Below are 20973 nucleotides of genomic sequence, written 5' to 3' on the forward strand. Positions count from 1 at the left end.
CGGCGTCGGCTGGCATTCCGTTCGAGCTTTATGGCGGGCGGTGCGTGGAGGTGGGTGAAAACCCACCTGCCGGTTAGTGCTTACGCGACCACCGGATTTCCAGCCACGTACCGTCCGCCGCCTTTGTTAAGGGCGGTGGTCCTGCATGCCTTGCACGGAGACCTGCCATGAATGCATCGGAGTTCCCCCATCAGCGCGCCCCGGCCAATGCCGATGAGGGGCACGACATCCCGCCCGATCCCAACAGCCTGACGACCCTGCTGCATCGCATCGGGTTGGGCGCGGCTGCTGACGGTCAGTCTTGGCCCGAGCGCCATCAACTGCCGGGCCGATGCATGGCGTTGGCCGATGCTGATGGTGCGCTGGCCGGTCTGCGCATCGTGCAGGAAATCCTGCTGGCGGCGGAACGCGCCCGGCAGAATGGCAGCCCGGACCAGTACGTCGGCGATCGAGTGATGGAAGGGCTGAAGCTGGCTGCGCTGGCGTTGACCAACCTGGCCATTTATCGCCTGCATCCGGAATGAAATGGAAGGCCGAGGTTCAGTAGATCCACGCCATGCGTGGATGCTTTCGGCGGGTCACCGTGGCATCAGCCAGGCATGGCCTGGCTCTACTGATGCATTTCCAGTAGATCCACGCCATGCGTGGATGCCTTTCAGAAATCCATCGTGGCCGACAACAGCACCGTCCTCGGTGCACCCAGCGCCAGACTGGAGAGCAACGGCATGCCCCAATACGCCTTGTTGGTCACGTTGTTCACGCTGGCTCTCAGGGCAAGCGGTCGTCCGGCCATTGTGGTGCTGTAGCGCGCACCCACATCAAACAACGTGCGCCCCGGCACCGACAGGCGATTGTCGGTACTGATGTACTGCTTCGACATCGCGGTGGCATTGCCGGTCAGGGTCAAGCCTTCCAGCGCAGGCACATCCCATTCCACGCCCAGCTTCGCCTGCCGCTGCGCAACCGCCGTGGCGATGCGGCCTTCATTCACGCCACCCGCCGTGCGGGTCAGTTTCGGCTGCACGTAGGCCACGCCGCCCAGCAGGCGCACGCCATCCAGCGGTGAACCGAAGAAGCCCCATTCCACGCCGCGGTTCCGCTGTTCACCACCGAACGAGAAGATATTCGTGACCGGGTCGGTGTAGCTGCTCGGGCGCTTGATCTCGTACACGCTGAAGGTGTGCGCGAAGCTGCCCAGGTCCAGCTTCAGGCCCAGCTCCTTCTGCTTGGTGCGGAACGGTGCGAACACATCGCCGGCATTGGCGGCGGTCATCGGCGCGGTGGCACCCTGGCTGAGGCCTTCGATGTAGTTGGTGTAGATGGAGACCTTGTCGGTGGCCTTCACCAGCAGGGCGGCCGCCGGGGTGGTGGCACTCTCGTCATAGCGTGAGGTGCGCGCACCGCTTGCCACGTTGAAGGTCTCGCTGACCACCTGCTGCCGGCGCACACCCAGCGTCAGCTGCACGCGGTCATCGGCGAAGGAGAGGGTGTCGGCGAAGCCGATGCTGTCCAGCCGCAGTTCGGTGTGCGAGATATGCGGTGCGATGAACGGCGCAGCCGGGCCCCACACCGGGTTGTACAGGTTGGTGGTCCAGTCCCAGCCCGGCACGCTGCGGCGGCCGAAGTCGTTCTGGGTGTGCTGGTAGTGGGTCACGTTGGCGGCCCACTGGTGGCCGACACTGCCGGTACGGAAGCTGCCGCGCAGGCCGGCATCACCGGACTGCTTCTTGATGTCGAACGCCAGCTGGCCCATCACCGTGGTGAAGTCACCGGCCGGGTTGAGGATCTGCGCACTGATCGAGCCGTTGTAGCGGTAGTCGGTCTTGCTGGTGCCATAGGCAAGGTAGGCCATCAGGGTATCGCTGATATCCAGCTCGCCCCGCAGCATCGCGCCCTTGTCCTGGCTGTCCACGTAGGCCCAGTCCGGGTTGATCAGCGTGTCGCCACGGGGCGGGCGCGGAATCGCCACGCCCGGCGCCAGGCCGACGCCACGGGCCGGGCCGTCCACGCGGTCGTCGGCGCTGTACAGATCGGCGGACAGGCGGGCGCGCTCGCCGCGCCAGTCCAGTGCCAATGAACCCAGCTGCACCTTCTTGCTCTGCTTGCCCACTGCGCCGTCGCCATCACGGTAGGCGCCGTTGAAGCGGATGCCGAACTGCTGGTCGGCACCCAGGCGGCGGCCCACGTCCACGTGGGTGCCGAACTGCGCATCGGAGGCAAAGTTGGCGCTGACCCGCAGCAACGGTTGCTCACCCGCACGCTTGGGCACCAGGTTGACGCTGCCACCGACCGAGCCGCCCGGCGGCATGCCGTTGAGCAGGGCGGACGGGCCCTTCAAGACCTCGATGCGCTCGAACATTTCCGGCGAGGTGCGGTAGTACGGCGCCATGCCGCTGAGACCATTGAACGTGGTGTCGCTGGTGCTGGAGGCGAAGCCGCGGATGGCGTAGTTCTCGCTCCAGGAACCAGTGACGCCGTTGCTGAACACCGTGGGGTCGGTGGCGGCGATGACGTCGGTGAGGTCCTTGGCCTGGCGGTCGCGGATGAAGGCTTCGGTGTAGCTAACGGTACTGAACGGCGTGTCCATGAAGTCTTTGTCGCCGAGCAGGCCAACCCGGCTACCGGAAGCCACCTGGCCGCCGGCATAGTCGCCGGTCACCCGGCGCTGTTCCTGCACCTGCACCGAGGGCAGCGTGGACGGCGCGGAGTCGGCAAGCGCGGCAAACGAGGCCAGCAGCCCCAGTGCCAGGGCCGATACCCGGTAGCGCCGGGTCATGCCCAGCGCCTGCGTCAGGCTGGGGGTGCTCTGGTAGCGCCGGGCCATGCCCGGCGGATGCATCAGAACACGGGTTGTGTCAGCAGCTGCGCGCTGCAGCGGAGAGGAAAGGTGGTACACGGTCATGCCAGGTTCCTGTGAATCGCAGGTGCTAACGCGCCTGGCGCGCTGCCGACGGCAAGCACGGGGGAGGGCGCGGCGCAGGGTTGTCGGCTGGGTGGGGACCTGGCGGGAAGTGAGCCTTGGGCTCGATCGCGGACGGCGGCGGGGTTGCGAACCTCACGCATTCCGAATTAGTTGAGTAAATTAAACTAAACCATATGAAGCGGACAAGAGGGTCCCTTTGCTGGCACCCTCGCTACGGTATGAACATGCACCCTGAAACCCCGGCGTCGGCCCGTGGCCGTCCGCCCACCATCACCCCCGATCGTCTGGCCGACATCGGCATCACGCTGGGCCTGCCGAACCTGACCATGGCCAACGTGGCCGCCGAACTGGCGGTGACCCAGGCCGCGCTCTACAAGCGCGTGGCCAACCTGGAGGCCTTGAAGCGGCTGGTGGCCGATACGGTGTTCCAGCGCTGGCAGATTCCACGTGCTTCGGTCGATGCGCCGGGTGGGCTGCAGGCCTACCTGCTGGCGTTCGTGGAATCGCTGTGCGAGGTGGTGAAAGCGCACCCCGGACTACCGCCCTACCTGCTGCGCCGTTCGGTGGCGACCACGCCGATGCTGGAGAAGATCGCCTCGCACCAGGCCCATGTGGCCGAGGTGTTCGGCCTGCCGCTGGACAAGGCGCGCTGGCTGCTGGCCACGATCGCGTTCTACTGCATTGCCGGTGCGGATACGGTGTATGGGATTGCGGACGACGAAGAAGGCCAGGTGATCACCGAGTTCAAGCAGGGCATGCGTGCGCTGGTGATCGGTTCGCTGGAGGTGCTGGAGCTTCGGTAGATCCACGCCATGCGTGGATGCCGTTACACGGTTCGCCACGGCCCCATCCACGCATGGCGTGGATCTACAATGCGGCCATGCCTGCCACGCCCACCCTTGATGATCTGCGCCGCCATGCGGTGGCGCGCACGCTGTTCAAGCCCACCACGTTGCTGACCGCGATCCGGCGCCTGGGCTTCGTGCAGGCCGACCCGATCCGCGCACCGGCACGCGCACAGGACCTGACCCTGCGCCACCGAGTGAAGGACTATCGTGCAGGCGATCTTGAGCGCCGTTATGCCCGATTGCCGGTGGAAGAAGATTGCCTGGTGAACTACGGCTTCCTGCCGCGTGAGCATCTTGCGCTGATGCACCCGCGTGTGTCCAAGCGCGAATGGGATGCCGAAACCCAGCGCCGTGCGGCGGACGTGTTGGCCTTCGTGCGCGAGCGCGGCAGCGTGCATCCGCGCGAGGTTGATCAGGCGTTCGCGCATGGGCGGGTGACCAACTATTGGGGCGGCACCAGCAATGCCAGCACGCACCTGCTGGACGGCATGCACTACCGCGGCCTGCTGCGCGTGCAACGGCGCGACAGCGGCACCCGCATCTACGCGGTGGCCGACCACGTAGAGGCGGATGCCAGCGAGCAGGCGCAGATTGAACGCGCCGCGGCCCTGATCGATCTGGTGGTGCGCAAGTACGCGCCGCTGCCGTCGGGCAGCCTGACTTATCTGGTGCGCCTACTGGGCTACGGCGCACCGCATCTGGCCGAACAGACCCGGCAGGCGTTGATGCTGGCCAAGCAACAGCTGGCCAGCTGCACGCTGGAAGGCACCACCTGGTACTGGCCGGCGGATGAGAACCCGCGCTCGCGCCGGCATGCGCCGGACGATCAGGTGCGCCTGCTAGCCCCGTTCGATCCGGTGGTGTGGGACCGCCGCCGCTTCGAGCTGCTGTGGGGCTGGGTCTACAAGTTCGAGGCCTATACGCCTGCGCCGAAGCGCCAGTACGGCTACTACGCACTGCCCGTGCTGTGGCACGACCAGGTGGTGGGCTGGGCCAATCTCAGCGTGCGCGACGGTGAACTGGCGTCCAGCGTGGGCTACGCCGGCAAGTCGCTGGCCCGCGACAAGGTGTTTCGTGGCGCGCTTGAAGACGAACTGCAGCGCATGGCGGAGTTCCTGTAGCGCCGAGCGGCGCATGGGTACCTATCGCTCCCGGTAGCCGCCAACCTTGGTTGGCGCTGGCTTCCACCGGTGCCCACCAAGGTGGGCATCTACCAGAGCAACGCTCCTAAGGCCCGGTAGTCGCCAACCTTGGTTGGCGCCGCTTTCACCAATGCCCACCAACGTGGGCATCTACCGATTCCACCGCCCATGCACCACCATCGCCAACACCACCACGCCCGCGGCAACGCTGGTGTGACCGGACAGCGCAGCCAGACCGAAACCCACGCCCAACCCGCGCATGGCAAATACGGTACTGAACACCAGCAGTGCCCAGCCAATCGCGCGCAGCTGCTGGGTTGCCTGCGCGCTCAGCACACGACGCAATACGTCCCGCTGATGACGCTCCATCGCCAGTGCCAGGCAGGCGAACGCGGCCAGCGACAACACGAACAGAATGACGTGGATCATGCGCTGGCCTCCGGTGCCGCAGTGCGTGACGCGGCAGACGGCCGTGCACGCTTCACCTTCGGCGCATGCCGCCAGGTGCGCCAGGCCAGCAGCGTGTGCAGGGCGGCCAATGCCAGTAGGGTCAGGTCGGTGCCAGCGAATGCCCAGTCGCCCGCGGCCAGCGTGCGCCACAGCGGATGCAGCGTGGTCACCGCAGTCAGCACCGGCAGCAGCGCCAGCAGCAACGCCGCCAGCAGGAACTGTTCGATCCATGCGCGCTTGGGTGTGCGCATCGTGGCGTGCACGAACATGGCCGCCCAGGCCAGGAAGAACACATGCACCTCCCACGCCGCGCGCCCGCCCATGGCAGTGGGCAACAGGCGGTTCGCCCACAGATAGGCCGCCATCGCCACCGACAGGCCGGCGACGGTGGCGATGTTGAGACGCTCGACCAGGCGGAAGCCGAAGTAGGGGCGCCGCGGATCAGGCAGCTGCGCACGGCGCTTGACCGTCCACAGCACCAGCCCGGTGCCGACCATGGCCGTGCCGGCCAGGCTGACGATGAAGTACAGCCAGCGCAGGGCGGCATCGGCGAAGCGGCCCAGGTGCAGGCCATACAGCACGCCCTGGGTATCGGCGGCAACGCCCGAGTGTTCCTTGATCTGCAGCAGCTGCCCACCGCTGCCGTCGAACAGCAGATAGTTCGGGGTGGTCGAAACACGGCTGGACTGCGCACGCACCACGGCCACGCGTGCGTTCTGGTCGCCGGGGTTCTGCACCTGCACGCTGCCCACCGATCCGGCTCCCCAGCGCTGCTCGGCCTGCTGCACCAGTGCACCGACGTTGGTGAGCGGAGCAGGGTGGCCGGCGGCCTTCTGCGGTGGCAGGAACAGGCGCATCTCGCTGACGACCTCGGCCTGCTGGCGCTTGTCCGGCAGCTTGGCCAGGCCCCACGGCATGTACAGTACCGCCAGCATCACCAGGCCGCTCCAGGTGATCATGAAGTGGAACGGCAGGCCGAGTACCGACAGCGCCGCGTGTCCATCCAGCCAAGAGCGCTGGCCCTTGCCCCAGCGGAAAGTGAAGAAGTCGGCGAAGATCTTCTTGTGGGTGATTACGCCGCTGACGATGGCGACCAGCATGAACATCGCGCACAGGCCGACGATCCAGCGGCCCCACATCGCCGGCATGTAGTGCAGGTTGAAGTGGAAGGCATAGAAGAAGTCGCCGCCGCCGGTGTCACGTGCCTGCAGCGGTGCACCGGTGCTGGCGTCGAACAGGCCCGAGTCGAAGCCATGCCGGCCGCGCCCGCCCGGGCTGGCCCACATCGCCGACACCCACGGCATGCGCGTGCTCGGCAGGCTGAGGTTGATCTGGCTGGCCGCAGGCGTGTCGGCCATGATCGCCGTGACGGTACGCTGCGCAACCACAGCGGCGTCCGGCAACACGGACGGTGTGGCGATTTCCGGGCGGGTGTAGCGCGAGAGCTCGTCGCGGAAGTAGCTGGCGGTGCCGGTGAGGAACATCGCGTACAGGATCCATCCGGCCAGCAGCCCCACCCAGATATGCAGGTCGGACATGGTCTGGCGGATGCCGCGTGGCTTCGGAGTGCGATCGACCTTGCTCATGCAGCGCCTCCGTTGCCGACCGTCTGTGCGATCAACCACAAGGGCAACGCGGCGACGATCAGGCCCAGCCACGCACGCCACGCCGAGCGCACCGCGAACACCCAGACCACGGCGCCGGCGTACAGCAGGAAGCTGGCCAGCATGCCGGTGAACACGGCCTGGCGACCATCAATGGGCAGCGCCAGTGCCGCGATGCCGCACAGTGCGGCCAGCACATAGCCGCCGAACAACGCGGCGATGATGCGTGAGACCAGGGGCAGCCAGGTCAGCACGGAGGCGGTACGGGAAACGGTCAAAGCACTTCTCCAGGGCACCACGCGCAATGGCGTGGCGCCCTTGAAACGAGGATCAGAAATCGATGGTGGCCGACAGCAGGGCGGTGCGTGGCGTACCCAGCCCCGAGCCGAGGCTGCCCGCCCAGTACGCCTTGTTAGTCAGGTTCTGCACAGTGGCACGCAGTACCAGCGGATGGCCGGCCGCTTGCGTCGCATAGCGGGCACCGAGATCGAACACGGTGCGGCCCGCCACCCACTGGCTGTTGTCAGCAGTGATGTAGCCCTTGGACAGGCTGACCGCGTTGCCGGTGAGGGTGAGGCCGGCCACGGTCGGCACGTCCCATTCGACGCCCAGCTTGCCCTGCCATTGCGGTGTGGCCGTCGCCAGCCGGCCTTCGTTGATACCGCCCTGGGTACGGGTCAGCTTCGGCTGCAGCCAGCCGATGCCACCGAGCACGCGCAGCTGTTCGGTGGCCTGGCCGAACACGGTCCATTCCACGCCCCGGTTGCGTTGCTGGCCTCCGAACGAGAAGACATTCGTGGTCGGGTCGGTATAGGAGCTGGGCTTTTCGATCTCGTACACGCTCAATGCGCTGGCCAAGCGGCCGAAGTCGAGCTTGGCACCGACCTCGCGCTGGCGGGTCTTGAACGGCGGGAACACGTCGCCCGCGTTGGCGGCGGTTGCCGGGGCGGTGCTGCCCTGGCTCAGGCCTTCGATGTAATTGGCATACAGTGACAGGCGGTCGCTGGCCTTGAACAGCAGTGCACCGGCCGGGGTGTTGGCGCTGGCGTCGTAGCGTGCGGTGCGCTTGCCTGTGCCGCCATCGAAGGTATCGCTGAGCACGGTCTGGTGACGGATGCCCAGGGTCAGCTGCACACGATCATCGATGAAGGACAGCGTATCGGCGATGCCGAAGCTGGTGGTGCGCACTTCCGCGGTCTTCGGCAGCGACGCATCACTGAAGCTGCGGTCGATGGCAGGGCCCCACTGCGGGTTGTAGATATTGGTTACCCAATCGCGGGCCAGCAGGTTGCGCTTGAAGCCGAACTTCTGGTCGTGCTGGTACCAGGCTGCACTGATGGCCAGCGCGTGATCGACCGCGCCGGTGCGGAAACGCGCCGACAATCCGGCTTCGGCGGTGTCCTTGCTGTAGATGAAGCGTTGGTGGGCGAAGTTGTTGCGGAAGTCGCCGGCGGTGTTGGTGATCAGCGTGGTGGCACTGGCGATGGAGTCGAAATCGGTATGGCCGTGGCCGTAGCTGGCATGCGCCTGCAGGTAGTCATTGATGTCGAACGACCAGCGCAGTGCGGCGGCCTGGTCCTTGACGGTGCTGAAGGTCCAGTCCGGTGCAAACAGGGTGCTGGCTTTCGGCGGGCGGGGCACGGCCAGGCCGGGCGCCAGCGAGACGCCACGGTTGAGGCCATCCACATGGTCGCGGCTGCTGAACAGGTCCAGCGACACCTGCGAGCGCTCACCACGCCAGTCCAGGCCGAGCGATGCGAGCTGCGTCTTGTGCTGCTGGTGGTCGGTGGCGGTGTCGCCGTCGCGATGCACGGCATTGAGGCGTACGCCGAACTGCTTGTCCGCGCCGAAGCGGCGGCCGACATCCAGGTGACCGCCCCACTGCGCGTCGCTGCCGTAGCTGGCGGTGAAGCGGGTTAGCGGCGTGTCGCCTGCACGCTTGGGTACCACGTTAACCGCACCGCCCACCGAGCCACCGGGCGGCATGCCGTTGAGCAGCGCGGACGGGCCCTTCAGCACTTCGATGCTCTCGGCCAGTTCGGGAGTGACGCGGTAGTAGGGGATCAGCCCGTACAGGCCACCAAAGCCGATATCCGACGAGGCGACACCGAAACCGCGGATGTTGAAGTAGTCGGTGATGCCACCACTGGAGCCACTGTTGTAGACGCTGGGGTCGGTCAGTGCGATGACCCGCACCAGGTCCGGCGCCTGGATGTTGTCGATGAATTCGGCGGTGTAGCGGGTGGTGTTGAACGGCGTGTCCATGAAGTCGAGCTCGCCGAGCAGGCCGACGCCGCTGCCGCGCGTGACCTGGCCGCCGGCGTAGGTATCGGTGGGTGCGGTCTTGTCGGCGCGTACGTTCACGGTGGGCAACTGGCGGGCGCCATCGGGTGCATCGTTGGCGTGTGCGGCGGTGGCGATCAGCAGGGTGGGCAGCAACGCCGCACGGGCGGCCAGAGACAGCGCCGAGCGGCGTGGGAGGGGCAGGGTTCGCAGGGGGAGGGACATGGCGGTTCTCGTGTGGTGGGTCGTGCGATCGGCCAGCACGGCGCCGTCTGTGACCTGCAGGGGCAGGACGACGCGGGCTGTGGAATGGCTGGCAGAGGGCACGGCACTGCCGCTGTGGCAGTGCTGCACGCGAGGTGCGTGGGCGATCTGTGGCTGGGTGGAACGAAGCGCGGGGCGCGGATACTGCGGGGTGGATCAGATATCGTCGGCGAGGTCGTCGAGGTCCTGCAGGCCACCGCCGCGTGCCAGCACGCGCTCGTAGTTGCGGCGGCGACGCTGGTCGGTCTCGGTGGTGGTCTCGCCACGTTTCCAGTAGCCGGCCACGGCAACGTCGCTGCGTGGCAGGCCGACCGTTTCGATGAAGTGGCGGCGCAGGGCACGCATTTCCTCGCGCTCGCCGGCCGCCCAGACCGTGCTGCCGGGTTCCGGCCGCAGTTGGCGCGCCTGCTGCAGCAACGGCGCGTCACCGGTGGCGAGGCGGAGCACGCGGACACCTTCAATGGCGGGCAGTTCGTCTACCGGGAATGCATCATCCGAGGCGATCCAGGCCTCTGCGTGCAGGCCGGTGGGCCACTGCTGCAGCAATGCAAACAGGGCAGGGATGGCGCTTGGGTCGGCGAACAGCAGGGCGGAGGTGCCCTCGCGCTGCGGCACCTGCAGATGGGGGCGCGGTCCGGTCAGATCGAAGGCATCACCGGGGCGCAGCGCACGTACCCAGGCCAGCATCGGCCCCGGCGCCTCGTGCAGCACTACGTCCAGGGTGAACTGGCGGGTGTTGGGATCGAGGCTGCGCACGGTGTAGATCCGTGACACATCGCCGAACGTGGCGCCGAGCTGGATGCGCACGGCGGTGTTGGCACGCTGCCAGGGCGCGAGTTCTGCATGTTCCGGCAGCTGGCCCACGAGGCGCAGCAGGCTGGCGCACGGCTGTGCAACCGCGACCACTTGGACCTGCAGCGCCTGCAGGCCGCGATCATGGTCGGCGCCGCGCAGCGGCCCGGCCGGGGTGATTGAAGTGGGGGACGCGGACATCGACAACGATCCTGGACACTGCAAATGCGAATTAGTTACATCATAGTAAACTAAATTGATCGTGCCGCAACCGGGGCCTGTCCACGGACCGCAGCGACGCGTTGACCACGGCGTTGCTGCGGACCACCATGACAGCCCTTGCCCGCGCACTGCGCAGGAACCGTTACCGCATGGCTGCACCGAAAAAGACCGCTGCCCGTGGGCGACCGCCCAGCATCACCCGCGAGCGCATCGCCGACGCCGGCATTGCCATGACGCTGCCGGGGCTGAGCTTCGTGGGCGTGGCGGCGGCGCTGGGGGTCAGCCACATCGCGCTGTACAAGCATGTGGCGAATCTGGCGGCACTGCGCGAGCTGGTGGCCGAGGCGATCTTCGAGCGTTGGCAGGCACCGGCACTGGATGCCGCTGGCCGGCGCAGCATCGAGGAGGATCTGCGTGCGTTCCAACGTTCACTGCGGACGCTGGTGGACGGGAACCCGGGGCTGGCGCCGTTCCTGGTCAGCCACGGCGCGAAGACACCGGAGATGCTGGCGCGCATCCAGCGCCACCATGCCGAATTCAGCCGCGTGCATGATCTGCCGCTCGAGCAGGCGGCGTGGCTGCTGTCGACCGTGGCCTATCACGCCGTGGCGTTGGCCGACACCGTGTACTCGCGGCATGCGGTGGTGGATACCACGCGACGCCCGCTGGATCGGAAGGCGCAGGAGGCCGAGTTCGACCGCAGCATGGAAGCGTTGATCATCGGTGCATTGGCGATGTGCGGGCGCACGGCAGCCTCCGGGTAAGCCCCATTCCAGGTTGGCACCGTTGCCCCGGTAGTCGCCAACCTTGGTTGGCGCCGCGATACATCGTTGCCCACCAAGGTGGGCATCTACCGGTCACGCGGCGTCCTTGCGCTCCGCATCTTCCATGCCAGGGCTGACGCGGCGGCCGATGTCCTTCGGCGAGGTAACCGCCAATCCTGGTTGGCACCGTTGTCCCGGTAGTCGCCAACCTTGGTTGGCGCCGCGATACATCGTTGCCCACCAAGGTGGGCATCTACCGGTCACGCGGCGTCCTTGCGCTCCGCATCTTCCATGCCGGGGCTGACGCGGCGGCCGATGTCCTTCAATCGCGCCAGCTGATCCACCATCGAGGGTGCATCGTCCAGGCTGCCGACGAACGTCCACAGATAGGTCATCACCGCGTACACATGACCCGGCGTCACACCGTCGGTGGTGGCGAGACGGCCGATCGTCAGCGCGAACAGCACCGCTGCCGCTGCGCCAACTACCACAAAGGCACCGGCTTCGCGATCGGAGAGCAGGATGCGCAGCCGCGACAGCGTGGTGTAGTGGCGACGCAGCACCGAAGGACTGACCCGGTCGACCAGGCGGATCTCATGCTCCAGCCGGTTGTTCAGTCGCCCATGCAGCTGCTCGTTGCGGCGTGCGAACGACGGCAGCAGCAACAATGCACCCAGCAGAGCGACCAGGCTTGCAGCGCCCACCAGCGGTTCGATCGCCAGCAGCATCACCGCCGCACCAAACATTGATACGAGCGCGGTGGCGATGATCGGTACGTGCTTTTCGAAGAAGTCGACGAACTCACGGGCCAGCACAACGCGCGCGGCCGAGGTGGAGGTGGCCTGGCCCAGCCTGCGCTGTGCCTGCACCACGTTCACCGCCAGGTCGGCATAGATGCGGGTGAAGGTACGGGTATCGACCGCACGGCGGGCAGCACCGACCAGCCAGAACAGCAGTACCACGCCGGCGTAGGAGATGGCGTGGCCGATGTTGCCGCGGATGATCGCGTCCACCGCGAAGCCGGCAAACAGCGGATAGGCCAGCAGCAGCGCATTTTCCAGCGCCACCAGCGAAAAGGTGCCGGTGAGCTGCCACGGATAGGTTCGCAGGATGGCCTTGAGAGTGGCGGCCGCGTTCTGCTGGCCGATGCTGCCGGCGGCGGCCGCCGGATCGTGTGGGGGTTTCATGGGGATGCCTGGGTGGGTCGGAGTCAGGGCAGGGGATGGATGCCTGCCATCTCCCGGATCGCGCCCAGTATCTGCAGCCCTTTGGAGAAGGCATGGAGGGACGATGGAGATTGCGTGGAGAAACCGGCGCCGTTCAGCGATGCGAATGTCCACCAAGGTGGGCCGCTACCAAGGCAGTGTCTACCGCCTCAACGGCGGGCATGCACCGGCCAGCGGATTTCGAAGGCACTGCCACCACGTTCGGTGGCCCGGCATAGCGCTGTTCCGTGATGGGCCACGGCAATCGCACGCACCACGGCCAGGCCAAGCCCGGAGCCACCACTCTGCCGCGAACGCGAGACATCCGTGCGCTGGAAGGCTTCGAAGATGCTGTCGCGAAGGTCGTCCGGCACACCGGGGCCGCCATCTTCCACCGTGACGGTGCAATGGCCTTCTGCCAGCGTCACGTACACCCGCAGCGGGCAGGGAATGGCATGGCGTCGTGCATTCTCCAACAGTGCCAGTACTGCCTGGCGGATGCGTGCAGGATCGCAGTCGGCCAGCGAAGGTCGTGCGTCCAATTTCACCGAGAAACCACTCTCGGTCAGTGCCTCGGACATCGCTTCAACCACCGCGGCCACCTGCACACTGACATCGCTGCGCTGCAGGCGCAGATCCAGGTGGCCACTCTCGGCCAGGCTGACCACGCGCAGGTCCTCGATGATGCGGGTCAGGCCTTCCAGCTGGGTGAGCATGCTGTTGAACTGCTCAGGCCCCGGCTCGAACACGCCTTCGGCGATGCCCTGCAGGCGGCCGCGCAGGATGGTCATCGGCGTGCGCAGTTCATGCGCGATCGCCGCGTTCCAGAACACCCGGTTCTCGGACATCCGGCTCAGCCGTTCTGCCATGGAGTTGAAATCGCTGACCAGCGTGGCCGCTTCGGCCATCGTGGTATCACCACCGCGTGCACGCGCTTCCAGATCGCCACTGGCGACCCGGCGCAGGCTTTCGGCCACCGAGTTCAACGGCGTGATGATGCGCCGGGTCAGGCGCGAGGCGACCAGCGTGGCGAAGATGACGACCACGGTGGCGGTCAATCCGATCCACAGCCATTCCAGCCCGGACGGCATGATCGTTTCCGGCTCGTCGTACCAGCGCGGATAGAACACCTCCATGAGGTAATAGAACAGGTAGAAGCCGCTGATCGACAGCACCGTCGAACACAGCGAGGCCACCGTGATGGACAGCGTGATCTGGCGTCCGATGCTCTTGCCTTTGGGGTTCATCATTCAGTCCAGGAAGCGGTAGCCGACGCCGCGGATGGTGGCGGGAATGCCGATCACGCCGACATCCTCCAGCTTGCGCCGCAGTTTGCTGACATGGCTGTCGACGGTGCGTTCCTGCGCGTCGCCCTCGGGCAGGCAGGCATGCAGCAGATCGGCGCGCGCATGCACCTGCCGTGGCGCACGCGCCATGTGCACCAGCAGCCGGAACTCGGTGAGGGTGAAGTTCAGTTCGTGCACCTGCTCGCCATGGCGCACGGTCACCTCGTGGCTGCGCAGGTCGATCTCGAAGGGCCCTTGGCGGATCAGCCCGTTGGGCGCTTCGACCAGGGGCCGGGAACTCCGGCGCAGCACGGCCTGGATGCGGGCGACGATCTCGGCCGGATTGAACGGCTTGGCCACGTAGTCGTCGGCGCCCACGCGCAGGCCGGTCAGCTTGTCCACGTCCTGGTCGAGCGCAGTGAGCATGATGACCGGGGTGTTGCCGATCCGTCGCAGTTCGCTCAGCACCTGCCAGCCATCCAGTTTTGGCATCTGCACATCCAGCAGCACCAGGTCCGGACGCAGTTGGCGGTGGCTGGCGAGTGCCGCCTCACCGTCTGCGGCGCGGGCGCTGCGCAGGCCGGAACGGGCCAGGTAGGCACTGAGGATGTCGGCGATTTCGCCCTCATCTTCGGCAATCAGCACCAAGGGTGCCTGTCGGGTACGGAGATCGTTCATTGCGTGATGCGGGTTCGGGGCAAGGGTGGGCAAGGGCGGGATCTGGGGCAGGGTCATCGTCGGCACTGCATGTCCTGCGCCTCTTCGTTGGCAGCCCAGGCCAGGGTGGCCAGCACCAGCGTGCGCCGCAGACTCGGTTCCACTGCACCTGCGCCGCGCAGCTGCTGCAGCATCAGGGTGGACACCGCCGCCGGCAGCTTGCTCCAGCGCGATGCCATGGGAGTGGCATCTACCCGGGCCTGCAGCCGCAAGGCCATGCCCAGGATGGCGCGCAGGCGCAGTGCCAGCAGGGCGACGACCACGAGAGTGGCTAGGGCGAGCAGCAGATGCAGGGTGGCGTCGGCGACCGGGTGCGTTGCCGCCCAGACCGCCAGACCAATCAGCGCCAGCGACGCGAGTGCGCCGGAACGGCCAGTGCCACCAGGCCCATCGCTGCGGAACCCCACCAGGGCGGCCGCCCCGAAGCCCGCCAGCAGCGGGGGTAACGGATCCGGCGCGGCCAGCATCCAGCTGGTGGTCGATGCGAACACGACGGCGATCAACCACGGCGAAGGCGCACACCACGCCAGGTAGGCGCGGCGCACATCGATGGGTGGCAGGTCTGGATGGGAAAGGGACACGGCAGGCGGGCAGTCGGCGAGGCCGACGAGGCTAGCGACCGTTGATGGAGACTCGGTCGAGATTGTGTCGAGATTGCGTGGACGCAGGCCGCAGCATTCAGGCGCGGGGCTGGTGCCTGAACGGCTGCCGCGCCTCCATGCAATCTCCACAGTGGCTCCAAGAAACGTCCATCCGCGGCTTCCAGACTACGGTTTCGGCGGTCGCACTGGGCGACTGCACGCAGCCGGGCGTTTCGATGAGCAACCGCAGGACCTGGATCATTGCCGCTACGGTGGCCACATTGGCCGCCGGCGCTGGATGGTGGGCGTTTGCCGGCGGCGATGATGCCGCGCTGATCACCGCACCGGCAAGGGTGGCGGATCTGGAGAAGACCGTACAGGCGGTCGGCCGGGTCCATCCCAAGGAGCTGGTGGCGGTGGGTGCGCAGGTGTCCGGCCAGGTCAAGCGCCTGCATGTGGTGCTGGGCCAGCGCGTACAAGCCGGTGACCTGATCGCCGAGGTCGATTCGCAGCCGCAGCGCATCGCACTGCGCAGCGCCGAGGCGGCTACCAATACGCTGCGTGCCCAGCATGCCGCCAGCGAGGCTCGCTATGCGCAGGCCAGTCGCGCTTACCAGCGGCAGTCGCAGCTGGTGGCGTCGCGCCTGGTGTCACAGGAAGGTTTCGAGGCCGCACGCGTGGCGCGCGATGCGGCACGCTCAGAGGTGGCCGCGCTGCAGGCGCAGATCGACCAGGCCGTGACCCAGGTCGAAACCGCACGGATCAACCTGGGCTATACCCGCATTGTTTCGCCCAGCGACGGTTACATCGTGGCCATCGTCACCAAGGCCGGGCAGACGTTGAACTCGATGCAGACCACGCCGACCATCGTAATGCTGGCGCAGATGGATACGATGACCGTGCGCGCCGAGATCGCCGAGGCTGATGTCGAGCTGGTGGCACCGGGACAACCGCTGTGGTTCTCGACATTGGGGCCGAGCGGCCGCCGCTATGAATCCCACCTGCAGCAGCTGGAACCGGCGCCGTCCTCGATTGCCGACGTCGCCACCGGCAATGCGGGTGGCTCTGCGCAGACGCCGAAGGCGGTGTACTACGCCGGCCTGTTCGACGTGGCCAATCCCGGCCTGAAGCTGAAGCCCTCGATGACGGTGAAGGTGACCCTGCAGCTGGCGCGGGTCGCCAACGCGCTGCAGGTGCCATTGACGGCGCTGGTCGATTCGGATGGCAAGGACGGCAGCCGTGGAACCGTGCGCGTGGTGGACACCAAGGGCCGCCCCCAGCAGCGTGCGGTGACGACCGGCCTGCGCACCGCCACCGCCGTGCAGATCCTGTCCGGCCTGCGCGAGGGCGAGAACGTGGTGGTCGGCCAGGCGCCCAGCGGCGGCGAATCCGAACCGACCAGCCTGCTGGGGATGTGAGCATGGCCGACGCACTGCTGGAACTGCATGGCGTATCGCGCGCCTATCGCTCCGCCGCCGGCGAGGTGGTGGTGCTGAAGGACGTTTCGCTGCGCATCGATGCCGGCGAGTTCATCGCCATCATCGGCCCTTCGGGCTCGGGCAAGTCCACGCTGATGAACATCCTTGGCTGCCTGGACCGGCCGACCGACGGCAGCTATCGGGTGAACGGCGAGGCCAGCGAGCAGATGGCGCCGGACGCGCTGGCACGCCTGCGCCGCGAGCATTTCGGCTTCATCTTCCAGCGCTACAACCTGATGGAGAACCTGAGTGCCACCGAGAACGTGGCGCTGCCGGCAGTCTATGCCGGCGTGGAGGCGGACGTGCGCACTGCCCGTGCACGCACGCTGCTGGAAACACTGGGGTTGGGCGAACGCATCGCGAACCGGCCGAGCCAGCTGTCCGGAGGCCAGCAGCAGCGCGTGTCCATTGCCCGTTCGCTGATGAACGGCGGCGCGATCGTGCTGGCCGATGAACCCACCGGCGCGCTCGATCACGCCAGTGGCCAGCAGGTGATGGCCGAGCTGAAGCGCCTGCATGCACAGGGCCACACGGTGATCCTGGTGACACACGATGCGGCGATTGCCGCCAACGCGGCGCGGGTGATCGAGATCGCCGACGGCCGGGTGGTGACCGACCGCGGCGAGCGGGGATCGCGTGCTGTGGCTGAAACACCCGGGACCGAACGCGGCGTGTCGCCGGTCACCGAGCGCCGCGCACGCATGGATGCGATTCGCGAAGCCGCGCGCATGGCCGTGCGCTCGATGCTGGCCCATCGCCTGCGCACGCTGTTGACCATGCTCGGGATCATCATCGGCGTAGCGGCCGTGGTGACCGTGGTTGCGCTGGGCAAGGGCGCGCAGGCGCAGGTTGAATCACAGATCAACGAACTGGGCGCCAGTACGCTGGAGATCTTCCCGGGCGCCGATTTCGGTGACCCGCGCTCGGCGGAGATCGAGACGCTGGTGGTGGGCGATGCGGACCATCTTGCGGCGTTGAGTTACGTGGACAGCGTAAGCCCGAACCTGAGCGGATCGGTGGCAGCGCTGCAGGGCAACCGGCGTGCCAACACCCAGGTGCTGGGCGTAGGCGCCGACATGCCGCGCGTGCGTGGGCTGCGGCTGAAGGCCGGCCGCTTCTTCACCGACGCCGAAGTGGATGCGCATCGTGCGGTGGGCGTGGTCGACCAAAAGGCGGCCAAGGCGTTGTTCACCGGCAACTCGATCGGCAGCACGGTGCTGCTGGGCGGCATGCCGGTGGAGGTGATCGGTGTGGTCGGGGCCAATGCGTTCGCTGGCGGTGCAACCCCGACGGTCTACGTGCCGTATACCTCGGCGGCCTCGCGGCTGCTGGGCAGCCAGCGCCTGGAGAGCATCACGGTGCGCGTGCGCGACAACGTGCCCACCAACGCCGCCGAGGCCTCGTTGGGCGCCGAGCTGGAGCGCCTGCATGGGCGGCGTGATTTCTTCATCTACAACGCCGACCAGATCCGCAAGGCGGTGATGAAATCCAGCCAGACAATGGCGGCGCTGGTCTCGGCGATCGCCGCGGTGGCGCTGGTGGTCGGCGGGACGGGGGTGATGAACATCATGCTGGTGTCGGTGAAGGAGCGCGTGCGCGAGATCGGCGTGCGGCTGGCGGTGGGGGCGCGGCAGAGCGACATCCTGCGCCAGTTCCTGATCGAGGCCGTGCTGATCTGCCTGTTTGGTGGTGTGTTGGGGGTGCTGTTCGCGTTTGGGGTGGGTGCGCTGTCCAGCGTGCTGTCGCTGGGTGTGCCGTTCCTGTTCACGGCGGGCCCGGTGCTTGCCGCGCTGGCATGCTCGTCTGCGATCGGGCTTGGCTTCGGCTACTTCCCGGCGCGCAGCGCGGCACAACTGGATCCGATCCAGGCGCTGGCAGCGGAGTAGGCGCAGGCCCGGTGCAGGCATTTGTGGAGCCGAAGGCAACGGCAGGAGCCGTTGCCTTTGGCTCCACAGGAGCAGCCTCAGGATGAGGGGCGCGGATGCGTGCGCACGCGTGCACGCTCGCGATACAGACGGCTGTCGGCGCGCTGCAGGGTGGCGGCCACCGTCTCGCCGGATGCGTGGTGGGTCGCGCCCAGCGAGAAGGGTGTGGGTGACTGCCCGGCATGCTGCGCATACCACTGCTCCAGCGCGGCCAGCCGTCCCGGTTCCGGTGCAGTCAGCACCACCATGAACTCGTCGCCACCCATACGCACTACGCTTTCCATTGACCCCAGTGGAGCGCGCAGGAAGGCGGCGAACTCGACCAGCACCGTGTCACCCCGTGCATGGCCCTGGGTGTCGTTGATCTGCTTGAAATGATCCAGATCGAACATCAGGCAGGCCCAAGGCTGGTCGATCAGTTCGTCCAAGCGGGGCAGGAAGCGGCGGTTGTAGCTCTGGGTGAGGGGATCCTTGAAGGACATCTCGCGCAACTGCTGTTCCTGCATCCGCAGTGCGGTGACGTCCTGCGCATGGCCGAGCACGTAGGGTGGGGTGGCCTCGTTGTCGAGCACGTTGTGATACGCCCAGAAATGCCGGGTACCATCGGCGGCGATCAGCTCGATGACGCCGGCATCGGTGTGGTTGACTGCGATGCGTTCCAGATACGCCTTGAACGCGGCCCGCTTCTCCGGCGGCATCAGGTCGCACAAGCTGCGCCCGATCATGTAGCTCTCATCGAAGCCCAGTGACTGCACGGCCGCTGGGTTCACCGAGGTCAGCACGCCCTCCAGCGTGTGGGTGCAGATCAGCCCAAGGCTGTAGTGGAACAGCCGCCGGTAGCGGGTTTCGCTGGCTTCCAGTGCATCCAGCGCGGCGCGCTCCTCGGTGATGTCCTGTATGGCCCCGACCAGCCGCGGCCGGCCATCGACCTGCTGCCGGCCTCCAACCACGCGGGTCCAGATGGCTCGTCCGTCGGCGGTGGTCATCGGAAGCTGCACCTCCCACGTCGTGCCTTCATCGATGCAACGCTGCACCGCCGTGCGGATGATGGTTCGGCTGTCCTCGCGATAGAACGAGAGCGCAGTTTCGAGCGTCGGTTCGTAGTTGCTGCGCACGCCGTGGATCTGCTTGGTTTCGCGGGTCCAGCGGACCTCGTTGCTGACCAGGTCCATTTCCCAGCCACCCACCCGGGCCGCGCGGTTCGTGCGCTCCAGGAAGTCCTCGCTGCGCTTCAGCTCACGATGCAGGGCCTTGGCCTGGCCGACCTGGGCCATCAGCGTGCTGCGCTGCTCCAGCACCTGGGTGGTGACCCGGGCCAGATGCACCATCAATTCGCGCTGGGAGGGAGACAGAACGCCCGGCATCGGGTCGAGCAGGCACAGCGTTCCTATGCGCGCGCCATGCGCCGAGCCCAGCGAGATCCCCGCGTAGTGGCGGATGCGCGGGCCGCCGGTGACCAGTGGATTGCTGACGAAGCGCGGGTCCTGGCTCGCGTCCGGAATCTCGAACAGCGTGTCCTGCTGTATGGCATGGGTGCAGAATGAAATCTCGCGCGCGGTTTCGCTGACACCTTCCAGCCCGATGTTGGCCTTGAACCACTGGCGCTCGTCGGCAACAACTGAAATCAGAGCCATGGTCATGCCGGTAGCGGCACGCGCGGCGGCGACGATCGCATCGAAAACAGGCTCTGGTGGCGTGTCGAGCAGGTGCAGGCGGTCGAGTTCAAGCAGTCGTTCGGCTTCGTCCATGGCACTTTTCAGGGCGGGGTGGCAAGGGCGGCTTCGGCTGTCGGGCACTACGCTAGTGCGTACCGCGTTATGTATCGCCAGCGTCGGGTGATGCCGGTGTGACGCGCCTCGGTCAGCGTTTGCGAGGCGCGCGCGAGGGGCGTACCGAAACGTGACGGTGGTCGCGAACGTGCCAGCGCCAGGGAAAGTCCACCGCACGTGTGATACCGATGCGGGGCCCGACGACCGGGTCGAGCGGCGGTGCGGTGCCGTCGCTGGCAATGATGATCCCTTGGTTCCCGGTCACTAGATCCGCGCCATCGAAGCCGCGGTCCAGTCCGAAAGCCTGCGAGAGCTTGCCGGGGCCGTTGGCCAGATCGTGATCACGCCTGGCCGCCGGGCGCAGTTCGTGCATCCGCTCCAGCCCCGCCAATGGCTCGGCGGCACGCAGAAGGACCGCGATGCCTTCGCCGATCTCGCCACAGACCACGTTGCTGCCCCAGTGCATGCCGTAGGTGAAGTAGACATACAGGTGGCCAGCTTCACCGAACATGCTGGCCGTGCGTGGCGTCTGCCCACGATAGGAGTGCGCGGCTGGATCCACACTGCCGGCATAGGCCTCGACTTCGACGATGCGCGCCGCGCGGCCATCGTCGCGGACCAGCAGCTTGTTGAGCAGCTCAGGGGCAACGTCGGTGGACGGGCGCTGGTAGAAGCGGCGCGGAAGAATCTTCCAGTGATCGGGCAAACAGTCCAGCACGG

18 protein-coding genes are annotated in these 20973 nt (G+C 66.9%); 6 read left to right on the plus strand and 12 right to left on the minus strand.

Features of this window, described 5'->3' with window-relative positions; translation table 11 throughout:
- The first annotated feature begins 167 nt into the window (after window positions 1–167).
- Complete coding sequence (locus V3B25_RS02865) at window positions 168–524, plus strand: hypothetical protein (RefSeq protein ID WP_065723382.1); 357 nt, start codon at window positions 168–170, stop codon at window positions 522–524.
- 131 nt (window positions 525–655) lie between these two features.
- On the opposite strand, the gene V3B25_RS02870 is transcribed toward V3B25_RS02865, so the two are convergent.
- The gene (locus V3B25_RS02870) at window positions 656–2902 is read right to left on the minus strand and encodes a TonB-dependent siderophore receptor (protein ID WP_329810018.1); all 2247 of its coding nucleotides are present in this window, start codon (window positions 2900–2902) and stop codon (window positions 656–658) included.
- 239 nt (window positions 2903–3141) lie between these two features.
- Between V3B25_RS02870 and V3B25_RS02875 the strand changes: the two genes are divergently transcribed.
- Window positions 3142–3726: a TetR/AcrR family transcriptional regulator gene (locus V3B25_RS02875; protein ID WP_164080226.1), complete on the plus strand. Its 585-nt coding sequence runs from the start codon at window positions 3142–3144 to the stop codon at window positions 3724–3726.
- A 53-nt stretch (window positions 3727–3779) separates the two neighbouring features.
- A complete protein-coding gene (locus V3B25_RS02880; RefSeq protein ID WP_329810019.1) occupies window positions 3780–4892 on the plus strand; it encodes a crosslink repair DNA glycosylase YcaQ family protein in 1113 nt (370 codons plus the stop codon).
- Between the two features lie 171 nt (window positions 4893–5063).
- On the opposite strand, the gene V3B25_RS02885 is transcribed toward V3B25_RS02880, so the two are convergent.
- The 5 genes from V3B25_RS02885 to V3B25_RS02905 all read right to left on the minus strand — a co-directional run bounded on the left by V3B25_RS02885 (window position 5064) and on the right by V3B25_RS02905 (window position 10507).
- Entirely contained in the window at window positions 5064–5342 is a 279-nt protein-coding gene (locus tag V3B25_RS02885) for a DUF3325 domain-containing protein (protein WP_121503367.1), read from the minus strand.
- Window positions 5339–6949: a PepSY-associated TM helix domain-containing protein gene (locus V3B25_RS02890; protein ID WP_329810020.1), complete on the minus strand. Its 1611-nt coding sequence runs from the start codon at window positions 6947–6949 to the stop codon at window positions 5339–5341. The genes V3B25_RS02885 and V3B25_RS02890 overlap by 4 nt, the downstream gene beginning before the upstream one ends.
- Window positions 6946–7245, minus strand: a complete 300-nt coding sequence (locus V3B25_RS02895) for a DUF3649 domain-containing protein (RefSeq protein WP_329810021.1) — start codon at window positions 7243–7245, stop codon at window positions 6946–6948. The genes V3B25_RS02890 and V3B25_RS02895 overlap by 4 nt, the downstream gene beginning before the upstream one ends.
- Window positions 7246–7297: 52 nt before the next feature.
- On the minus strand, window positions 7298–9475 hold the full coding sequence (locus tag V3B25_RS02900) for a TonB-dependent siderophore receptor (RefSeq protein WP_329810022.1): 2178 nt from the start codon (window positions 9473–9475) through the stop codon (window positions 7298–7300).
- Between the two features lie 195 nt (window positions 9476–9670).
- Window positions 9671–10507: a siderophore-interacting protein gene (locus tag V3B25_RS02905; protein WP_329810023.1), complete on the minus strand. Its 837-nt coding sequence runs from the start codon at window positions 10505–10507 to the stop codon at window positions 9671–9673.
- 170 nt (window positions 10508–10677) lie between these two features.
- Between V3B25_RS02905 and V3B25_RS02910 the strand changes: the two genes are divergently transcribed.
- Window positions 10678–11292: a TetR family transcriptional regulator gene (locus tag V3B25_RS02910; protein ID WP_107433434.1), complete on the plus strand. Its 615-nt coding sequence runs from the start codon at window positions 10678–10680 to the stop codon at window positions 11290–11292.
- Window positions 11293–11552: 260 nt separating this feature from the next.
- On the opposite strand, the gene V3B25_RS02915 is transcribed toward V3B25_RS02910, so the two are convergent.
- The 4 genes from V3B25_RS02915 to V3B25_RS02930 all read right to left on the minus strand — a co-directional run bounded on the left by V3B25_RS02915 (window position 11553) and on the right by V3B25_RS02930 (window position 15081).
- A complete protein-coding gene (locus V3B25_RS02915; RefSeq protein ID WP_329810024.1) occupies window positions 11553–12479 on the minus strand; it encodes an ABC transporter six-transmembrane domain-containing protein in 927 nt (308 codons plus the stop codon).
- A 188-nt stretch (window positions 12480–12667) separates the two neighbouring features.
- Window positions 12668–13744, minus strand: a complete 1077-nt coding sequence (locus V3B25_RS02920; protein WP_329810025.1) for an ATP-binding protein — start codon at window positions 13742–13744, stop codon at window positions 12668–12670.
- Window positions 13745–13747: 3 nt separating this feature from the next.
- A complete protein-coding gene (locus tag V3B25_RS02925) occupies window positions 13748–14461 on the minus strand; it encodes a response regulator (RefSeq protein WP_050509761.1) in 714 nt (237 codons plus the stop codon).
- A 53-nt stretch (window positions 14462–14514) separates the two neighbouring features.
- Window positions 14515–15081, minus strand: a complete 567-nt coding sequence (locus tag V3B25_RS02930) for a hypothetical protein (protein ID WP_239669808.1) — start codon at window positions 15079–15081, stop codon at window positions 14515–14517.
- A 236-nt stretch (window positions 15082–15317) separates the two neighbouring features.
- Between V3B25_RS02930 and V3B25_RS02935 the strand changes: the two genes are divergently transcribed.
- Complete coding sequence (locus tag V3B25_RS02935; protein ID WP_329810026.1) at window positions 15318–16499, plus strand: efflux RND transporter periplasmic adaptor subunit; 1182 nt, start codon at window positions 15318–15320, stop codon at window positions 16497–16499.
- 2 nt (window positions 16500–16501) lie between these two features.
- Window positions 16502–18445 carry an ABC transporter permease gene (locus tag V3B25_RS02940; RefSeq protein ID WP_329810027.1) on the plus strand — a complete coding sequence of 648 codons (1944 nt, stop codon included), beginning with the start codon at window positions 16502–16504 and terminating at the stop codon, window positions 18443–18445.
- 77 nt (window positions 18446–18522) lie between these two features.
- Here V3B25_RS02940 and V3B25_RS02945 read toward each other — a convergent pair whose 3' ends face one another.
- Together V3B25_RS02945 and V3B25_RS02950 are read right to left on the minus strand one after the other, a co-directional pair.
- Window positions 18523–20232 (minus strand): PAS domain S-box protein, encoded by a 1710-nt coding sequence (locus tag V3B25_RS02945; protein WP_329810028.1) that lies wholly within the window; start codon window positions 20230–20232, stop codon window positions 18523–18525.
- Window positions 20233–20344: 112 nt separating this feature from the next.
- Complete coding sequence (locus V3B25_RS02950) at window positions 20345–20968, minus strand: DNA-3-methyladenine glycosylase (RefSeq protein WP_329810127.1); 624 nt, start codon at window positions 20966–20968, stop codon at window positions 20345–20347.
- Between the last annotated feature and the right edge of the window lie 5 nt (window positions 20969–20973).

The organism is Stenotrophomonas sp. SMYL8, from assembly GCF_036320065.1.
In the GTDB taxonomy this organism is placed as follows: domain Bacteria; phylum Pseudomonadota; class Gammaproteobacteria; order Xanthomonadales; family Xanthomonadaceae; genus Stenotrophomonas; species Stenotrophomonas maltophilia_A.